A 16,206-nucleotide genomic window follows, 5' to 3' on the forward strand; every position below is an offset into this window, starting at 1 on the left:
CCACGCTCGGCATCGAGACCCGCGCGTGGCAGTACGGTGCGCCCGAGGGGCGGCTCTGATCCTGGTCCACGGCTTCCGCGGCGACCACCACGGGCTGGACCGCATCGCGCGTGAGATCGCCATCGCACGTCCCGACGTCCGCACCATCGTGCCGGACCTTCCCGGATTCGGCGAGACCCCGGCGATCCCCGGCCGCGAGCACACGATCGAGACCTACGGCGCGTGGCTCCGCGCGTTCGCCGCCGAGGTGGCGCCGGAGGGCTTCGCCATCCTCGGTCACTCCTTCGGCTCGCTCGTCGTCTCCGCGGCGATCGCGGGCGGCCTCGACGCGAGTCGGATCATCCTCATCAACCCGATCTCCGCCCCCGCACTCGAGGGCCCGAAGGCCGCGCTCACGCAGCTGGCGATCGGGTACTACCGCGCCGCGGAGCTTTTACCGGAGCGGGCGGCGCGGCAGCTGCTCGGAAACCCGCTCATCGTCCGCGGCATGAGCGAGGTCATGGCGAAGACCGGCGATCCCGAGCTCCGCGCGTGGATCCACGGCCAGCACGCGCAGTACTTCAGCACCTTCTCGGACCCCTCGACGCTGCTGCAGGCGTTCCGCGCTTCGGTGTCGCACACGGTGCTGGAGTACGCCGCGGCCTTCGGCCGACCGACCCTGCTGATCGCGGGGGAGCGGGACGACATCACCGAGCTCTCCGCGCAGCTCGAGTTGAAGCACCGCATTCCGGGAGCACAGCTCCGGATCATTCCCGGCACGGGCCACCTCGTGCACTACGAGGCGGTGGAGGACGCCGTGGCGTTCATCGCGGAGTTCCTGGTGGAGACCGCCCGGTCGAACGAGCGTGCCGCGTGAGGGTCACTCGCATCAGCGACGTGACCGATCCCGAACTCGCTGACTACACGCAGCTCACCGACGTCGCGCTGCGGCGCGTCCGCGAGCCCGAGGAGGGGCTGTATCTCGCCGAGTCCCCGAAGGTGATCGAGCGGGCGTTGCGCGCCGGGCACCGGCCGCGCTCCCTGCTGCTGCTCGAGGAGTGGCTGCCCAAGGTCGAGCCGATCCTCGCGGATCACCCCGATGTTCCCGTGTACGTGGGGGACTCGGCGCAGCTCGCCGGGCTCACCGGCTTCCACCTGCACCGGGGCGCGCTCGCGTCGATGCACCGCCCGGCCCAGCTCGATCCCGTGGAGCTGCTGCGCGCCTCGCGACGGGTGGTGGTGCTGGAGGATCTCGCCGACCACACGAACGTCGGGGCGATCTTCCGCTCGGTCGCCGCGCTCGGCGCCGACGCCGTGCTGCTCTCGCCGGCGTGCGCGGATCCGCTCTACCGCCGCGCCGTGCGCGTCAGCATGGGCGCGGTGCTGCAGGTGCCGTGGGCGCGCTTGCCCGAGTGGCCCATCGCGGGGCCCATGTTCCGCGAGGAGGGCTACGAGCTCACCGCGTTCGCGCTCCGCGACGATGCCGAGGACCTGGCCGACTACACCGATCATCTGCCCGAGCGGCTCGCGCTGCTCTTCGGAACCGAAGGGCCGGGGCTGTCGCGGCGCGCGCTCGCCTCGGCGGCCCGCACGATCGTGATCCCGATGGAGCACGGCGTCGACTCGCTGAACGTCTCGACGGCGGCCGCGCTGGCCCTCTGGGCGGTGCGGACCGCGGATCAGCGCGCTGGGGCGCACAAGACAGGGGAGCTGCACCCGTGAGCGGTCTCGCGAGCGGTCGCCGGATCCGCGCGGTGTGGTCGATCGTGTTCTGGATCGCCGTCGGCGTCGGCTCCTACGTGCTCGGGGTGCAGAGTGCACTGGGGCAGCAGGCCGAGGCCAGTGTGCTCGACGCCGCACGATTCACCACGGACCCGCCGGCACCCCTGAACCTCGTGTCGATCCCGACCGTGGGCATTGCGCTGCTCGTGATTGGGCTCGTCGCCCTGGGGGTGCACGGGATCCGCCGGGCGCTCGGGCTGCTCGTCGTCTCCGCGGCGGCGCTGGTCGCATCGCAGCTGCTCAAACTGCAGTTGCTGCCGCGCCCGGAGCTCTTCGAGCTCGACGCTCCGAACACGTTCCCGAGCGGGCATATGACCGTGTTCACGGTGCTGGTCGCCGCAATCGTGTGGGCCGTGCCGACGAGCGCACGCGCACTCGTTGCGGTCGCAGGCGCCGCGCTGCTGGCCGCCGTCGGCTGGCAATTGCTCGCCTACGGCTGGCACCGTCCGAGCGACGTGCTCGGTGCCATCGCGCTCGGCGTGGTCGCGTTCGCAGTGGCAACCCTCATCAAGCCGGCGACCTCGCGCAGCACCCCGGCGCTGTACCGGACCGTGCGCGCCGGCTTCGGCATGCTCGGCTGGATCCTGGTCGCCGGATCACTCGCGCTGGCGGCATTCGCGGCCGCGCAGTCGAATCAGGATCTGCTGCTCGACGCCGGGCAGTTCGGGATCATCGGCGCGAGTGTGCTCGCCGCGCGGTCGCTCCTGGTGCTGAGCACCGGCCCGCGCTGATCTGGGAAGCGGCGGTTCGCCCGCTCTGCGCAGGATCGGCAGTGCTTGATAATCTATATTATGTCAGCTTGAACATCGGAACCACCTCCCCGCGAAGCGCCGGTCCCAGGGTCCGCGGGTGTAGCGACCCTCTACGCCAGCGCCGTGTGTCGTCGCAAGAAGTCGAGCACTTTGGGCCACGCATCGCGCCGCGCCGCGGCAACCCCGGCGGGCGTGCCTCCGAGGTGGATCGGCCCGACCTTGCGCTCCGGATCCGCCCCGGGCAGCTCGGCCGTACCGAGCACAGTGGCCGGATTGTTCTTCGGTCCGATCGAGTGCCCCGCGTTCGGGTAGCTCAGATGCTCGACCTCGTGCGCGAAGTTGTGCTCCCGCAGACGCTCGATGGCCCAGCGGCTGTAGGTCGCGGACGGCCACAGCAAGTCGTCCTCCCCGCTGATGAAGAGGATCGGGCCATTGATTCGCTCGACGGGGATCTCCGCAGCCCGGTGCTGATGCCGCTCCCCCAGGCGGCGCAGCGCATTCAGCGCGAATACTTGGACCCCGTCCCGTTCTTCGCGATGCGCAGGCGCGTCGCTCCACCGCCGCACGAACTCGACGGGCTCCCCGCCCAGCGTCCACGCCGCCCGATCCTCCTCCGGGTCGTTCGGCCCCATGCCGCCGTTGACATAGTTGCTGGGCACCCACGCGAGGATCGCGCGGATCTCCGGGTAGATCGACCCGAGCAGCAGGGCGAGCTCCCCTCCGCGCGACGTTCCGCTCACGGTGAGCGTCGACGTATCGAGTGCCGGCTGACGTTCGAGCCACCGGATCGCGGTGCCGAAGTACTCGAGCGGGATCTCCGTGAGCGTCGCCGGAACGCGGCCGGGCTCGGGTGCATTGAAGTACGCGAGCGCGAGCGCCGCCACCCCGTGCGATGCGAACAGTGCGGCGATGGGCTCCGGCACTCCCCCCTCGGATCCCGGTACGACGATGACCACCGGGAACGGACCCGGCCCGTCCGGTGTGAACAAGGTACCGGCCAGCCCGTCGTCGCGTACCTCCGCGCGACGGACTCCGGGGGCGACGGGCAGACGCACGATTGAGGTCTCCGCGGACTCCCCCGCGTCGGTCACGGCGCTGATCTCGACCGAGTACTCCTCGAGGCCGCTGTTCACGAACCGGGAGTTCGAGGGCTGCTCCGGTGACTCGGCCGTCGCACGGAGCGCCCAGAGGAGCCCGTCCGATCCCGGCACGAGAACATCGCCGAACAGCGGGGTGTCCCGGTCGAGGTCGACACTCCCCTCGTGATCAGCGACGTAGATCACGCGGCTCTCCCAGGTCGTGCGGTGCGGGATCTCCACTCGTGCCTGCACCGTCACGAGGGATCGAGGCGCGAAGCCTCGAATCGAAACGGAGATGTCGGAGTCGATGAGTCCCCGGGCGGGCTGCGCGGAGAGAGTGGGGGAAACGGTCACGGCGAGATCCAATCGGTTCGGGGCGAGTGCGCATGCGCGTGCTCCGACGGTAGCGGCTCGGCTCCGCCTCGCGGGCGTCACATCTCCCCCGATGACGCCGCGTGGCGCCGCGTGACCCGATGCCCGTCACGTGCGTGCGGAGCCGCCTGAATCCGCGTAGGATCCGCGCGCGGCGCCCGTCCTAGGTCTCGGGATCGAGCTCCCGCTCAACCGCAGTGGCCTCACCATCCGGCGTGCCGCTCGGCACCCGTGCGGTCCTGATCCGGTCGTTCAGATCCGAGATGAGGGTGGCGGTGACCACGCCGATGACGAGGAAGCCCCCGATCATCAGTCCGACGGCAAGCACCCGGCCGAGGATCGTCACCGGAACGAAGTCTCCGTACCCGACGGTGGACAGGGTGGTGAACCCCCACCAGATCGCGTCACCGAAGTTGACGATGCTTGCCCCGGGAGCATCGCGTTCGGCGAGCCAGACGCCGTACGACCCGATGTAGACGAGCATGAACGCGAAGAGAATGGTGATCAGGACGTACCGGACACGCTGCGCGCCCGGAGACCCGTGCCGGAAGACCGGAAGACGCCAGATGTACACGAGGATCAGGAACGGGCGGAGGAACGGCAGGAGCAGGCTTGCGAGGTCGAACGCCCGCGACTTCACGAATCGACGACGCGCGCCCCGGGCCAGCGTCAGGCGGATGAAATAGTCGACGATGAACCAGACCCACAAGACCGCGAGGAAGAGTGACGCGAGCCCGAGTTCGAGCGGGTGCCGTCCCTCGTCCACCCAGACCCAGGTCAGTGCGGCAACGAAGAGCACGGCCGCGACGAAGAGCGGCCAGGTCGTGCGATCCTCCCAGCGGACGACGCGGTCGAGGGATCCGGCTGGTGCGTTCGAGACCCGGGTCATGAGCGGCGCGTCACAGCCCGTCGTCGAAGCGCGGCCGGTCGCTGCCGCCGCTCGAACGGTCCGTGCTCGAGCCAGGCCGGTCCGACTCCGGACGCGGACGTTCATCGTCGACCGGAGCGTCGGTCACGATGAGTACCTCACCGGGCCGTGCGAATCCAGTGTCCGAGGCTCCGGAGGGGGGAAACCCAGACTGCGCGAACCCAGCCGCGACCACCCCGCTCATTTCACGGCGAAGCTGCCGCAGGCTCAGCCAGAGCATCCCGAGCCCCGCCACGATCGCCGCGGTCAGCAGCAGCGGGAACCACGCCTCGATGAAGCATCCGACCGCGATGACGAGCACGTGCCAGACGGTGAATCCTGCAACGTCCAGCCACGACACCGCGCCGCTCTCGCGCACCGATGGCCGCGCTCGCACGAGCAGCGTCATGGCGACCTGCCCGATCAGCACGGACGGAATCGCGATGAAGAGCACCCAGAGGAAGGCCCATCCCCCGGCTTGAAACACACCCCAGCCGATGAGCAGCCACAGCGGCAGGACGACCGCAGCGGGAAAGAGCCACCGGGTGAACGCTCGACGTAACCACATGCACTGAGAATAACGCGCCGTCGTGCGAGCGCACCGAGAATTCCGGTGAGGGCGAACACCCGGCGGCCCGGCCCGGGGCACGGCTAGGCTGGAGACCTTAATCCATCCCGAGGAGCCGACATGTACGTCAAGATCTGCGGGCTCCGGGATCCCGACACGGCCCTCCGCGCCGTCGAGCTCGGCGCCGATGCGATCGGTGTGGTCATGAGTGCCGGCAGCCCGCGGGACACCCCCGCGCCAGACGCGGCCCGGATCACCGCCGCGCTGAGTGACGCAGCGCCCGAAGTCGATCGAGTGCTCGTCGTCCGCCACACCCCCGCCGCCGACGCCGCCGACCTTGCGTCGCGACTCGGATTCACGGTGCTCCAGCTGCACGGCGGCCACGGCGCAGCCGATGTCTCCACTGCGCAGCTCAGGATCCCGCGCGTCTGGCGCGCGACCTCCCTCGCCTCGGATCCCCAGCTCCGCGCGGGCGAGTTCAGCGAAGAGCGGCTGCTCGTCGACGGCACCCGCCCGGGATCCGGCGAGCCCTGGGACTTCGACGCGATCTCCCCCGACGCACTCGGCAGGGGCTGGATCCTGGCGGGTGGACTCACCCCCGAGAACGTCGCCGCCGCGGTCGCGCAGACCGGCTGCTGGGGCGTCGATGTGTCAAGCGGCGTGGAATCCGCCCCCGGCGTCAAGGACATCGATCGCATCGCACGATTCATCCGCGCGGCACGCGGCGCGGCACTGTCGAACGAATCGAGCTCCGACGCCTGACCCGCACCGGGGTGGCGCCGTCGCGATTCACGCTGTAACCTATTCGTTATCTTCCCGCGCGGGCCCTCTGGCCGCGCTCCCCCGACCGAGAGTTCATATGCCCGACACGACCGCGCCCGCACCGGCTCGGTACCCGTCTCGCAAGGCACTGCGACTGCAGCAGTCCGCACAGACAGAGGGGTCCCCAGCTCCGAGTCCGTACACGGTCGACGATCTGGCACCGCTCGACGCCACTCCTGAGGTGACGACCTCCCTCACGGCCGATCCCGTGGTGCAGAGCCCCGAGCCCGCCGGTCTCGCCTCCGTGCGTGTCCCGCGCCGGGCCCACGTGCCGCACCGCTCGATCCCGACCGAGCGACGCGCCGAGCCGGTCGCGCGCACGACCCGTGCGAAACTCGCCGGAGTCGCAGCCGCCACGAGCGTGTGCGGGCTGGTGCTCGCCGCAGCACTGCCGATCACCGAGAACGCAGGGTTCGCGGAGCCCGCGGCAGCGGCCGAGCAGCGGCTCTTCAGCACGGCCGACGCTCCGGAAGGGTCGATCCCGGATTCCCTCAGTGCGATCAGTGCCGTGGAGACCGATGATTCGCTTCCCACGGCCTACACCTTCCGCCCCGAGGCCGTCGTCAACTATCCGTTCACCGAGACGGTGCTGCTCACCGATCCGTTCGGATACCGAACGGCGCCGGTCGAGCAGTTCCACGACGCGCAGGACTTCGCGGCCGCCGCGGGCACCCCGATCAAGGCGATCGCCGACGGCAAGGTCCTCGAGGCGGGGTTCGCGACAGACGGCTGCGGGTTCGGGCTGAAGCTCGAGCACAGCATCGACGGCAAGACCGTCACGAGCCGTTACTGCCACATGCAGATGGGATCGCACACGCTGGAGGTCGACGACGCCGTCAAGATGGGCGATGACGTCGGTCGAGTGGGCAACACCGGCATGTCGTTCGGGGCGCACCTGCACCTCGCGCTCGTCGTAGATGACGTGCCGACGGATCCCATGCCGTTCCTCGCGAAGTACAGCCGCGTCGACCGCTAGGCATTCTGCCGACGGATCAGGCGGCGATGCCTGGTCGGTCCGTGACTCCGGATCAGGCCGTCGTGCCACCCTGCTCGGTGGTCGCGCGCACCCAGGTGGCGAGCTTCGCTGCAGCCCGACCCGAGTCGATGGCATCGGCGGCCACGACCAGCTTCGCCGCGAGCCGCTCGAGGATCGGCGTCTCCACCGACTCCGGACGATGCGCGAGGTCGAAGGCCACGAGCCCCGCGGCCGCGTTCAGCAGCACGATGTCGCGAACCGGCCCCGACTCCCCCGCCAGCACGCGGTGCACGGTTTCAGCGTTCTCGTCGGGGGTGCCGCCGGCCAGATCCTGGATCGACGCCCGTGCGATCCCGAGATCCCGCGGGTCGATGTCGTGCTCGGTGAGCGCGCCGCGGCTGACCTCCCAGACTCGGGAGTGCCCTGTCGTTGTGAGCTCATCGAGCCCGTCGTCGCCGCGGAAGACGAGGGCGGACGCACCACGCAGGCGGAAGACGCCGACGAACAGCGGGACCCGGTCGATATCGGCGACGCCGACCGCAGAAGCTTCGGGGCGCACCGGGTTGCAGAGCGGGCCGAGGAAGTTGAAGACCGTCGGGATGCCGAGCTCTGCGCGGGCCGGCGCGACGTGCCGGAATCCCGGCAGGAATCGCGCGGCGTGGACGAACGCGATCCCGGACTCCACGAATGCCCGCGCGAGCTGATCCGCGTCGAGCCCGAGATCGATCCCGAGCGCACTGAGCACATCCGAGGAACCCGACAGGCTGCTCGCGGCGCGGTTGCCGTGCTTCACGACAGGAACGTCGGCTGCGGCCGCGGTGATCGAGGCCATGGTCGAGATGTTCACGGTCCCGAAGCGATCGCCACCCGTCCCCACGATGTCGAGGGACATCGCCGGGAGCGCGATCGGCAAGGCTTCCGCGAGAATCGCATCGCGGAATCCGATGACCTCGTCGACCGTGACCCCTTTGGACCGGAGGGCGACGAGGAACGCGCCGACCTGGGCTCCGCTCGCCTCGCCGGTCATGAAGTTCGACATCGCCCACTCCGCCTGCGAAACGCTGAGGTCGTTGCCCTCGAGCAACGCGGTGAGCACGGTCGGCCAGGTGCGTTCGTCGATCATGCCGTCAGTCTATCGAGCGGCTGCGGGGCCGGGGGCGCACGCAGGGGTCCGCAGACGCGATAAGCTTGTCAGGAAGTTCGCAGAAAGTTCGGCTCGCCGTCGCAGGGTGAAAACGCACACCTAACTTTCAGCCATAATGGAGGGGTGACAACGACCACTATGAATACCAAGTCAGCCGTGCCCTCGGTGAAGCGACCGAATCTGGTCGCCGTCGGTACGATCGTGTGGCTCGGCAGCGAGGTCATGTTCTTCGCGGGCCTCTTCGCGATCTACTTCACGCTGCGCGCCATGAACCCGGATCTGTGGGCCGAGCAGGTGGAGAAGCACAACTTCACCTTCGCGCTCATCAACACCCTGATCCTCGTGGCTTCCTCCTTCACCGCTCAGGCCGGCGTGTTCGCCGCCGAGCGGATGCAGCCGCGCGCGACCGGACGCGGCATCAGGAAGTGGGGCACCGTCGAGTGGTTCTACCTCACCTTCTTCATGGGCGCGATCTTCGTCGCCGGCCAGGCGTACGAGTACGCCACCTTCGTCTCCGAGGGCATCACGCTCTCGTCTGACCCCTACGGCTCCGCCTTCTACATGACGACCGGATTCCACGGGATCCATGTGTCGCTCGGCCTCATCGCCTTCCTGCTCGTGATCGGCCGCATCTACGCGGTCAAGAACTTCACGCACAAGGAAGAGACGACGGCGGTCGTGGTGTCCTACTACTGGCACTTCGTCGACATCGTGTGGATCATCCTGTTCATCGTCATCTACGTCCTCAAATAGAGTCTGGAGAAATCGACATCATGGCTCGCGCCAAGAAGAACATCCGCAAGTCGGGTCGTCGCCATCCCCTCGCAACCGTCGCCCTCGTGGCCATCGGTCTGCTCGTGACGGGTGCCGCGTACGCCGGCTTCAGCCAGACCTCTGCCACGGCCGAAATCGATCTCGAGTCCCCCGCCACCATCAAGGAGGGCGAGAAGCTCTTCGGTGCGAACTGCGCCACCTGCCACGGTGCGGGTGCCCAGGGCACCGACGACGGCCCGTCCCTGATCGGTGCCGGTGCGGCGTCGGTGAACTTCCAGGTGGGGACCGGGCGCATGCCCCTCGCCTTCCAGGGACCCCAGGGCATGGTGAAGCCCAAGCAGTTCAACGAGGAGCAGACGCTGCAGATGGCCGCGTATGTCGCCTCCCTCGCACCGGGACCGGGCCTGCCCGAGACCCAGTACCTGCAGGGCGATGGGGACATCGCCAACGGCGCGACCCTCTTCCGCATCAACTGCGCGATGTGCCACAACGTGGCCGCCGCCGGTGGTGCACTGACCGAGGGCAAGTTCGCACCCAAGCTCACGGGTGTGGCTGCAACGCACGTGTACGAGGCCATGGTGACTGGTCCTCAGAACATGCCGGTGTTCAGCGATACGAACATCTCCCCGCAGGAGAAGTCCGACATCATCTCGTACCTCAAGTACATCGAAGAGAAGCCCGCAGTGGGCGGCTTGACCCTCGGGTCGATCGGCCCGGTCGCAGAGGGCCTGTTCATCTGGATCATCGGTCTCGGCGCGGTTGTCGCCCTCACCGTGTGGGTCACCGCGAAGTCGAACTAACGACGACGCACCGAGCAGTTATTGAATCAGGAGTCAAGGAGCAACATGGCAGAGGAAGCGAAGAACAACGGTGAGAACGCCGTTGTCGCAACCCATGGCCACAGCGCGGACGGTGCTGCAGTAGGAACTGCGGTCATCTCACCCGATGCAGTGCAGAATCCGGGTCTTCCCCCGCACCGGAAGCGTGTCACGGACCTCGATCCGAAGAAGGAGAAGAGCGCCGAGCGCGTCGTCTACACCCTCTTCTACATCTCGATCGCCGGCAGCCTCGGCGCCGTGCTCGCCTACATGTTCTTCCCGATCGAAACGGGCGAACTCCTGGCGATCCGCCTGCACACGATGTTCGTCGGCCTCGGCATGGCGCTCGCGCTGCTCGCCGTCGGCATCGGCGCCGTCCACTGGGGCAAGGCCATCATGGCCGACCACGAGTCGATCGATTACCGCCACCCGGTGCCGAGCGACGCCGAGACCCGCGAGGCCGCAGCCGAGGTGTTCGCCGTCTCCGACAAGGAGTCCGGGTTCTCCCGTCGCTCGCTCGTGCGCAACAGCCTCATCGGTGCGCTCATCGCGTTCCCGCTTCCCGGTATCACCCTGCTCCGCGGTCTCGCTCCGCAGGATCGCGATCCCGTGCAGCAGCTGAAGCACACCATGTGGGACAAGGGCATCCGCCTGGCCCGCGACCCCTCGGGTGTCGCCATCAAGGCCTCCGATGTCACCATCGGATCCGCGTTCCACGTGATCCCCGCGAACCTCACGCACGAGGAGTTCGCCAAGCTCACGCTCGACGAGCGCGGTGGCAGCGACAACTTCCTGGATGCCAAGGCCAAGGCCATCGTGCTGCTCATGCGTCTCGACCAGTCGGAACTCAAGGAGCTGCCGGACCGCAAGAACTGGTCGTACGACGGCATCGTCGCCTACTCGAAGGTCTGCACGCACGTTGGCTGCCCCGTGGCGCTCTACGAGCAGCACACGCACCACCTGCTGTGCCCCTGCCACCAGTCGCAGTTCGACGTCTCCGAGCACGCGAAGGTGATCTTCGGGCCGGCCAAGCGGCCGCTTCCGCAGCTTCCCATCACCGTCGACGACGAGGGCTACCTCGTCGCGCAGAGTGATTTCCATGAACCCGTTGGCCCGAGCTTCTGGGAGCGTCTCAAGTGAGCAGCACCGTAACCGAAACCCCGGCGCAGCAGAGCGGCTCAAGCCGCTTCACTGCCGCGGCGTCGAACTACATCGACGAGCGCACCAAGATCGGTGTCGCCGTCAAGGAGTTCGGTCGTAAGGTCTTCCCGGATCACTGGTCCTTCCTCCTCGGCGAGGTCGCGCTGTACAGCTTCGTGGTGATCCTGCTCTCGGGCACGTTCCTCACGCTGTTCTTCCAGGCCTCCATGGCCGAGGTCCACTACACCGGCCCGTACGTCCCGATGAAGGGCGTCGAGATGTCGGTGGCGATGGCCTCGACTCTCGACATCTCATTCTCGGTCCGCGGCGGCCTGCTGATGCGCCAGGTGCACCACTGGGCGGCCCTGCTGTTCGTGGCCTCCATCGGGCTCCACATGCTCCGCATCTTCTTCACCGGTGCGTTCCGCAAGCCCCGCGAGCTCAACTGGGTCATCGGCTTCGTGCTGTTCGTCCTGGCGATGGCCGAGGGCTTCACGGGCTACTCGCTCCCCGATGACGTGCTCTCGGGCAACGGCCTCCGCATCATCGACGGCATCATCAAGGCGATCCCCGTGATCGGCACCTACCTCTCGTTCTTCTTCTTCGGAGGCGAGTTCCCGGGCACCGATATCGTCGGACGCCTGTACATGCTGCACATCATGCTGCTGCCTGCCCTGGTGATCCTCTTCGTGGCGCTGCACCTCGCGTTTGTGGTCATCCACAAGCACACGCAGTACCCCGGCCCGGGCAAGACCCAGCAGAACGTGGTCGGCTTCCCCGTCCTTCCCGTGTACGCGGCGAAGGCCGGCGGCTTCTTCTTCATCGTCTTCGGTGTGATCGCGCTGATCGCGTCGTTCGTGGGCATCAACCCGATCTGGAACTACGGCCCGTACGATCCCTCCCCCGTGTCCGCCGGTACCCAGCCCGACTGGTATATCGGCTTCGCGGACGGCATGCTCCGATTGATTCCACCGGGGCTCGAAACGGAGTGGTTCGGCTACACCTGGTCGTGGAACATGCTGATCCCTCTGGGCATCATCGGGATCTTCCTGGTGCTGGTGGCGGCGTACCCGTTCATCGAAGCCTGGGTCACCGGAGACAAGCGCGAGCACCACATCCTGGATCGCCCCCGCAACGCTCCGACCCGTACCGCGATCGGCGCCGCCGGTGTGACGTTCTACGCGGTGATGTGGGCGGGCGCGAGCTCGGACCTCATGGCCACGCACTTCCAGCTCTCGATGGAGGGGGTCATCCACGCGCTGCAGGCGCTGCTGATCCTCGGGCCGATCTTCGCCTACATCGTGACCAAGCGGATCTGTCTCGCCCTGCAGAAGAAGGATCGCTCCATCGCACTGCACGGCTACGAGTCCGGGCGCATCGTGCGACTGCCAGGCGGCGAGTACATCGAGGTGCACAAGCCACTCGACAGCTACGAGTCGTGGCAGCTCGTGAGCTACACGGACTACGCGCCGCTGATGCTCCGCCCGAACGACGACGGCCGCATTCCGTTCTCCAAGCGCCTCCGTGCCGGCTTCAGCCGCTGGTTCTTCGAGGATCGGATCGTTCCCCCGACCAAGGGTGAGATCGAGGACGGTCACCACGGCGGACACTAGTCCCCCGCCATACAGTGAAGGGCCCCGCAGACACGTTCTGCGGGGCCCTTCACTTATGTGCGTGCACCTTCGCTCATCGGCAGGTCCTGGAACCCTCGCCTCTCGGCCCGGGCTCAGCCTCCCGGTCCGAGGCCACCAGCCACGAGTGAACGCAATGCAACCCTGCGAGGTGCGTGAACGGTGCGTTCGGGTTCACTCGGTGGCCAGGTGTTCTCGGTGACCGGGATCACTGGAGAGTCGGGCCACTCGCAGACTGGGATCCGCGGGCGCAGTGTGCGTGTCGACAAACGAGAGCGGCCAGGCACGTGTGAGCGCGAACTGGGGCGAATCTCGGCCAAGATACCGGTAATCGCTCACACTCGCGCTGTGCGCGGCACCCTGCACACGGGCACCCGCGGCCACGGGCCGCAGAGCCGGACGCGCAGCGACTACCCGAGCGAAGTCGGCGACTCGAGCGAAGCGGGCGACTCGGGCGACTCGGGCGACGCGGGCGAAGCGGGCGACGCCGATGACTCCGGATCGAGCAGCACTGCTGCACCGCGAGCCACCACCGCGAGCAGACGCTCCTCCCCCAGGTGCTCCTCGAGATCGTCGAGCACACGGCCGAGGTCGGGCGCCAGCTCGTGAGAACGGGCCGCAGCAACCGCCTGGAAGAGGAGCCGCGCATCCGCGTCCGCCACAGACCCCGGAGTGCGCGCATCACCCCACAGTGAGAGCCCCTTTACCACACGCACCACGCACGCCAGAAAGAGCTCACGCTTCGTCGCGAAGCTCGAGTACACATGCGGCTGCGGCACATCGGCGCGCGAGGCGATCGCCGCCGTCGATGCGCCGTGATAGCCCAAGAGGCCGAACTCGATGAGTCCGGCCTCCAGGAGCCGCTCCCGGTTCTCCCCGGGCTTGCGTCGCGGGCGACGCGAAGTGGTCGTCAACTGAGGTCGAGGACCTTGCGGTAGTGCTCACCCATGGGCTCGAACCCGCGATGGTTGTAGAAGGATCCGATGCGCGACGTGGACGCCGACAGCTGACGCACCCCGCGGCCCATGCAGTAGTGCTCGTTGGCCTGCATGAGCCGATCGCCGACACCGTGGCCCCGGCTCTCCTCGTCGACGACGATCTCCTGCAGGTGGGCAGTGAGGCCCGGAGCGTGCAGCAACCGCGACACGGTCATCAGCGAGTACCCGGCGACTGCCCCGTCCCGCTCGGCGACGAAGAGCACGTTGGTCTCCTGGTCGCGGCGGCGGAGCACATTGTCGAGAGCGATGAGGAACTCATCACGCCCGATGGGTTCGCGACCGGTCTGGAACTGCCGCGCGAGCGCGTAGAGCGCCGAGGCGTCCTCGCTCTGGCCGCGTCGAATCGTGATGCTCACCGAACGACCCTTCTAGCGGGCGAAGTTGCCGCGGTAGTACTCGTACACCCAGCCGACCACACCGACCAGCACGAGCGGCGCGGTGAGGAATGACAGCCAGAAGTTGAATCCGATGCACAGACCCAGCACCACGGCGGAGGCGCCGAAGGCCAGGAACATCGGCCACCAGCTCCACGGGCTGAATTCGCCGAGCTCGGGATCGCCGTCGTCGATGTCCGAGTCGTCGCGATCCTCGACGAGCACGCCGCCCTGCTTCTTCTGGACCATCATGAGATAGACCGCGATGAAGGCGGTGAGCGCACCCGAGAGCAGGATGGCGGTGGAGCCGACCCACTCGATGTACCCGTGTGTGATGAGGTTCCACCCGGTGTAGACACCAGCGATCAGAACGAAGTAGCTCGTCAGGATCCAGAAGATGACGATATTCGATTTCATGGTTCCGTTCCCCTCCCGGTCAGTGCTTGTCAGCGAGCGCGGGCGCGGCCGGTTCGGGCTGCGTCACCCCGCTGATCTCGGGATGGTTGAGATCGAAGGCCGGCGACTCCGAGCGGATGCGCGGGATCGAGGTGAAGTTGTGCCGCGGCGGCGGGCAGGAGGTCGCCCACTCGAGCGAGCGCCCGAAGCCCCACGGATCGTCGACGGTGACCTTCGGCGCCCGACGTGCCGTGATGTACACGTTCAGGAGGAACGGGATCATCGAGGCGCCGAGGATCATCGCACCCACGGTCGAGAGCTGGTTGCCCCAGGTCACGCCATCGGCCGGCAGATACGTGTAGTACCGGCGCGGCATGGCCATGACGCCGAGCCAGTGCTGCACGAGGAAGGTCATGTGGAAGCCGATGAACAGCACCCAGAAGTGGATCTTGCCGAGCCGCTCGTCGAGCATCTTGCCGGTCCACTTCGGCCACCAGAAGTAGAAGCCCGCGAACATTGCGAACACCACGGTGCCGAACACGACGTAGTGGAAGTGCGCCACCACGAAGTAGGTGTCGGAGAGGTGGAAGTCGAGCGCCGGCGAGGCCAGGATGACACCGGTCAGACCGCCGAAGACGAAGGTGACCAGGAAGCCGAGCGACCAGAGCATGGGCGTCTCGAAGGTGATCGATCCGCGCCACAGCGTGCCGAGCCAGTTGAAGATCTTCACGCCCGTCGGAACGGCGATGAGCATCGTCATCAGTGCGAAGAACGGAAGCAGGACCGAACCGGTGACGTACATGTGGTGCGCCCACACTGTCATCGACAGTGCCGCGATGGCGATCGTCGCGTAGATCAGCGTCTTGTACCCGAAGATCGGCTTGCGGCTGAACACCGGGAAGATCTCGGAGACGATGCCGAAGAACGGCAGCGCGATGATGTACACCTCCGGGTGCCCGAAGAACCAGAAGAGGTGTTGCCAGAGGATGGCTCCGCCCTCGCCGTTGTAGATCTGAGCACCGAAGATGCGGTCGGCTGCGAGGCCGAACATGGCGGCGGCGAGCACCGGGAAGACCAGCAGCACGAGGATCGAGGTGATCAGCGTGTTCCAGGTGAAGACCGACATGCGCCACATCGTCATGCCCGGGGCGCGCATCGTGATGATGGTCGTCACGAAGTTCACGCCGCCCATGATCGTGCCGAAGCCGCTCACGCCGAGTCCGAGCACCCAGAGGTTGCCGCCGACGCCCGGAGAGAACGTCTGATCCGACAGCGGAGCGTAGGCGAACCAGCCGAACGACGCCGCGCCCTGCGGGGTGAGGAAGCCGCCGACCGCGATCAGCGAGCCGAACGTGTAGAGCCAGAAGGCGAACGCGTTCAGTCGCGGGAACGCGACATCGGGGGCGCCGATCTGCAGCGGCATCAGCACGTTCGCGAAGCCCGCGAACAGCGGGGTCGCGAACATCAGCAGCATGATCGTGCCGTGCATGGTGAACAGCTGGTTGTACTGCTCCTTGGTCCCGACGATCTCGAGCCCGGGAGCGAACAGCTGCGCGCGGATCAGGAGAGCCATGAGGCCGCCGATCAGGAACCACACGAAGGAGCTGATCAGATACATGTACCCGATCACCTTGTGGTCCGTGGACGTCAGCCACGAGACAATGACGTTGCCCTTCTTCATGTTTCTGCTATCC

17 protein-coding genes are annotated in these 16,206 nt (G+C 67.5%); 9 read left to right on the plus strand and 8 right to left on the minus strand.

The features are described 5' to 3' along the window. Positions 1-25: 25 nt before the first annotated feature. Genes MUN76_RS03095 through MUN76_RS03105 form a run of 3 tightly spaced genes read left to right on the plus strand, consistent with a single transcriptional unit; the run spans position 26 to position 2,492 of the window. Positions 26-856 carry an alpha/beta fold hydrolase gene (locus MUN76_RS03095; protein ID WP_244687046.1) on the plus strand — a complete coding sequence of 277 codons (831 nt, stop codon included), beginning with the start codon at positions 26-28 and terminating at the stop codon, positions 854-856. After that, on the plus strand, positions 853-1,701 hold the full coding sequence (locus MUN76_RS03100; RefSeq protein ID WP_244687048.1) for a TrmH family RNA methyltransferase: 849 nt from the start codon (positions 853-855) through the stop codon (positions 1,699-1,701). The genes MUN76_RS03095 and MUN76_RS03100 overlap by 4 nt, the downstream gene beginning before the upstream one ends. Further along, the gene (locus MUN76_RS03105; protein ID WP_244687050.1) at positions 1,698-2,492 is read left to right on the plus strand and encodes a phosphatase PAP2 family protein; all 795 of its coding nucleotides are present in this window, start codon (positions 1,698-1,700) and stop codon (positions 2,490-2,492) included. The genes MUN76_RS03100 and MUN76_RS03105 overlap by 4 nt, the downstream gene beginning before the upstream one ends. A gap of 131 nt (positions 2,493-2,623) precedes the next feature. Here the strand turns inward: MUN76_RS03105 and MUN76_RS03110 are convergent, their stop codons facing one another. From MUN76_RS03110 to MUN76_RS03120, 3 genes are all read right to left on the minus strand, one after another. Then, positions 2,624-3,946, minus strand: a complete 1,323-nt coding sequence (locus tag MUN76_RS03110; RefSeq protein ID WP_244687052.1) for an acyl-CoA thioesterase/bile acid-CoA:amino acid N-acyltransferase family protein — start codon at positions 3,944-3,946, stop codon at positions 2,624-2,626. 181 nt (positions 3,947-4,127) lie between these two features. Continuing rightward, positions 4,128-4,853, minus strand: a complete 726-nt coding sequence (locus MUN76_RS03115; protein ID WP_244687054.1) for a potassium channel family protein — start codon at positions 4,851-4,853, stop codon at positions 4,128-4,130. A 10-nt stretch (positions 4,854-4,863) separates the two neighbouring features. Continuing rightward, complete coding sequence (locus tag MUN76_RS03120) at positions 4,864-5,439, minus strand: MFS transporter permease (RefSeq protein WP_244687056.1); 576 nt, start codon at positions 5,437-5,439, stop codon at positions 4,864-4,866. A 120-nt stretch (positions 5,440-5,559) separates the two neighbouring features. Here MUN76_RS03120 and MUN76_RS03125 point away from each other — a divergent pair, with 120 nt between their 5' ends. Together MUN76_RS03125 and MUN76_RS03130 are read left to right on the plus strand one after the other, a co-directional pair. Then, the gene (locus MUN76_RS03125) at positions 5,560-6,201 is read left to right on the plus strand and encodes a phosphoribosylanthranilate isomerase (protein WP_244687058.1); all 642 of its coding nucleotides are present in this window, start codon (positions 5,560-5,562) and stop codon (positions 6,199-6,201) included. 97 nt (positions 6,202-6,298) lie between these two features. Continuing rightward, positions 6,299-7,237 carry a M23 family metallopeptidase gene (locus MUN76_RS03130; RefSeq protein WP_244687059.1) on the plus strand — a complete coding sequence of 313 codons (939 nt, stop codon included), beginning with the start codon at positions 6,299-6,301 and terminating at the stop codon, positions 7,235-7,237. A gap of 52 nt (positions 7,238-7,289) precedes the next feature. Here MUN76_RS03130 and trpD read toward each other — a convergent pair whose 3' ends face one another. Next, positions 7,290-8,360, minus strand: coding sequence for an anthranilate phosphoribosyltransferase (gene trpD, locus MUN76_RS03135; protein WP_244687061.1), 1,071 nt, complete (start codon positions 8,358-8,360; stop codon positions 7,290-7,292). A 159-nt stretch (positions 8,361-8,519) separates the two neighbouring features. Here trpD and ctaE point away from each other — a divergent pair, with 159 nt between their 5' ends. Genes ctaE through qcrB form a run of 4 tightly spaced genes read left to right on the plus strand, consistent with a single transcriptional unit; the run spans position 8,520 to position 12,726 of the window. Continuing rightward, on the plus strand, positions 8,520-9,134 hold the full coding sequence (ctaE, locus tag MUN76_RS03140; protein ID WP_244688639.1) for an aa3-type cytochrome oxidase subunit III: 615 nt from the start codon (positions 8,520-8,522) through the stop codon (positions 9,132-9,134). Positions 9,135-9,154: 20 nt separating this feature from the next. After that, positions 9,155-9,955: a cytochrome bc1 complex diheme cytochrome c subunit gene (gene qcrC, locus MUN76_RS03145; RefSeq protein WP_244687063.1), complete on the plus strand. Its 801-nt coding sequence runs from the start codon at positions 9,155-9,157 to the stop codon at positions 9,953-9,955. Positions 9,956-10,000: 45 nt separating this feature from the next. Beyond that, a complete protein-coding gene (qcrA, locus tag MUN76_RS03150; protein WP_244687064.1) occupies positions 10,001-11,113 on the plus strand; it encodes a cytochrome bc1 complex Rieske iron-sulfur subunit in 1,113 nt (370 codons plus the stop codon). Beyond that, positions 11,110-12,726 carry a cytochrome bc1 complex cytochrome b subunit gene (gene qcrB, locus MUN76_RS03155; protein WP_244687066.1) on the plus strand — a complete coding sequence of 539 codons (1,617 nt, stop codon included), beginning with the start codon at positions 11,110-11,112 and terminating at the stop codon, positions 12,724-12,726. The genes qcrA and qcrB overlap by 4 nt, the downstream gene beginning before the upstream one ends. A gap of 428 nt (positions 12,727-13,154) precedes the next feature. Here qcrB and MUN76_RS03160 read toward each other — a convergent pair whose 3' ends face one another. The 4 genes from MUN76_RS03160 to ctaD are packed head-to-tail and all read right to left on the minus strand — an operon-like array spanning position 13,155 to position 16,193. Further along, complete coding sequence (locus MUN76_RS03160; RefSeq protein ID WP_244687068.1) at positions 13,155-13,658, minus strand: TetR/AcrR family transcriptional regulator; 504 nt, start codon at positions 13,656-13,658, stop codon at positions 13,155-13,157. Then, positions 13,655-14,098, minus strand: coding sequence for a GNAT family N-acetyltransferase (locus MUN76_RS03165; protein ID WP_244687070.1), 444 nt, complete (start codon positions 14,096-14,098; stop codon positions 13,655-13,657). Before MUN76_RS03165 ends, MUN76_RS03160 begins: the two co-directional genes overlap by 4 nt. A 12-nt stretch (positions 14,099-14,110) precedes the next feature. After that, entirely contained in the window at positions 14,111-14,533 is a 423-nt protein-coding gene (gene ctaF, locus MUN76_RS03170) for an aa3-type cytochrome oxidase subunit IV (protein ID WP_244687072.1), read from the minus strand. Positions 14,534-14,552: 19 nt separating this feature from the next. Further along, complete coding sequence (gene ctaD / locus MUN76_RS03175) at positions 14,553-16,193, minus strand: aa3-type cytochrome oxidase subunit I (protein ID WP_244687074.1); 1,641 nt, start codon at positions 16,191-16,193, stop codon at positions 14,553-14,555. Positions 16,194-16,206: the final 13 nt, after the last annotated feature.

The organism is Leucobacter rhizosphaerae, from assembly GCF_022919175.1.
GTDB classification, from domain to species: Bacteria; Actinomycetota; Actinomycetes; order Actinomycetales; family Microbacteriaceae; genus Leucobacter; species Leucobacter rhizosphaerae.

Excerpts from the sequence above, each read along its gene's own strand:
- MUN76_RS03115 (WP_244687054.1), bottom strand. The coding sequence starts at position 4,853 with ATGACCCGGGTCTCGAACGCACCAGCCGGATCCCTCGACCGCGTCGTC.
- MUN76_RS03120 (WP_244687056.1), bottom strand. The coding sequence starts at position 5,439 with ATGTGGTTACGTCGAGCGTTCACCCGGTGGCTCTTTCCCGCTGCGGTC.
- MUN76_RS03125 (WP_244687058.1), top strand. The coding sequence starts at position 5,560 with ATGTACGTCAAGATCTGCGGGCTCCGGGATCCCGACACGGCCCTCCGC.
- MUN76_RS03130 (WP_244687059.1), top strand. The coding sequence starts at position 6,299 with ATGCCCGACACGACCGCGCCCGCACCGGCTCGGTACCCGTCTCGCAAG.
- trpD (WP_244687061.1), bottom strand. The coding sequence starts at position 8,360 with ATGATCGACGAACGCACCTGGCCGACCGTGCTCACCGCGTTGCTCGAG.
- ctaE (WP_244688639.1), top strand. The coding sequence starts at position 8,520 with ATGAATACCAAGTCAGCCGTGCCCTCGGTGAAGCGACCGAATCTGGTC.
- qcrC (WP_244687063.1), top strand. The coding sequence starts at position 9,155 with ATGGCTCGCGCCAAGAAGAACATCCGCAAGTCGGGTCGTCGCCATCCC.
- qcrA (WP_244687064.1), top strand. The coding sequence starts at position 10,001 with ATGGCAGAGGAAGCGAAGAACAACGGTGAGAACGCCGTTGTCGCAACC.
- ctaF (WP_244687072.1), bottom strand. The coding sequence starts at position 14,533 with ATGAAATCGAATATCGTCATCTTCTGGATCCTGACGAGCTACTTCGTT.
- ctaD (WP_244687074.1), bottom strand. The coding sequence starts at position 16,193 with ATGAAGAAGGGCAACGTCATTGTCTCGTGGCTGACGTCCACGGACCAC.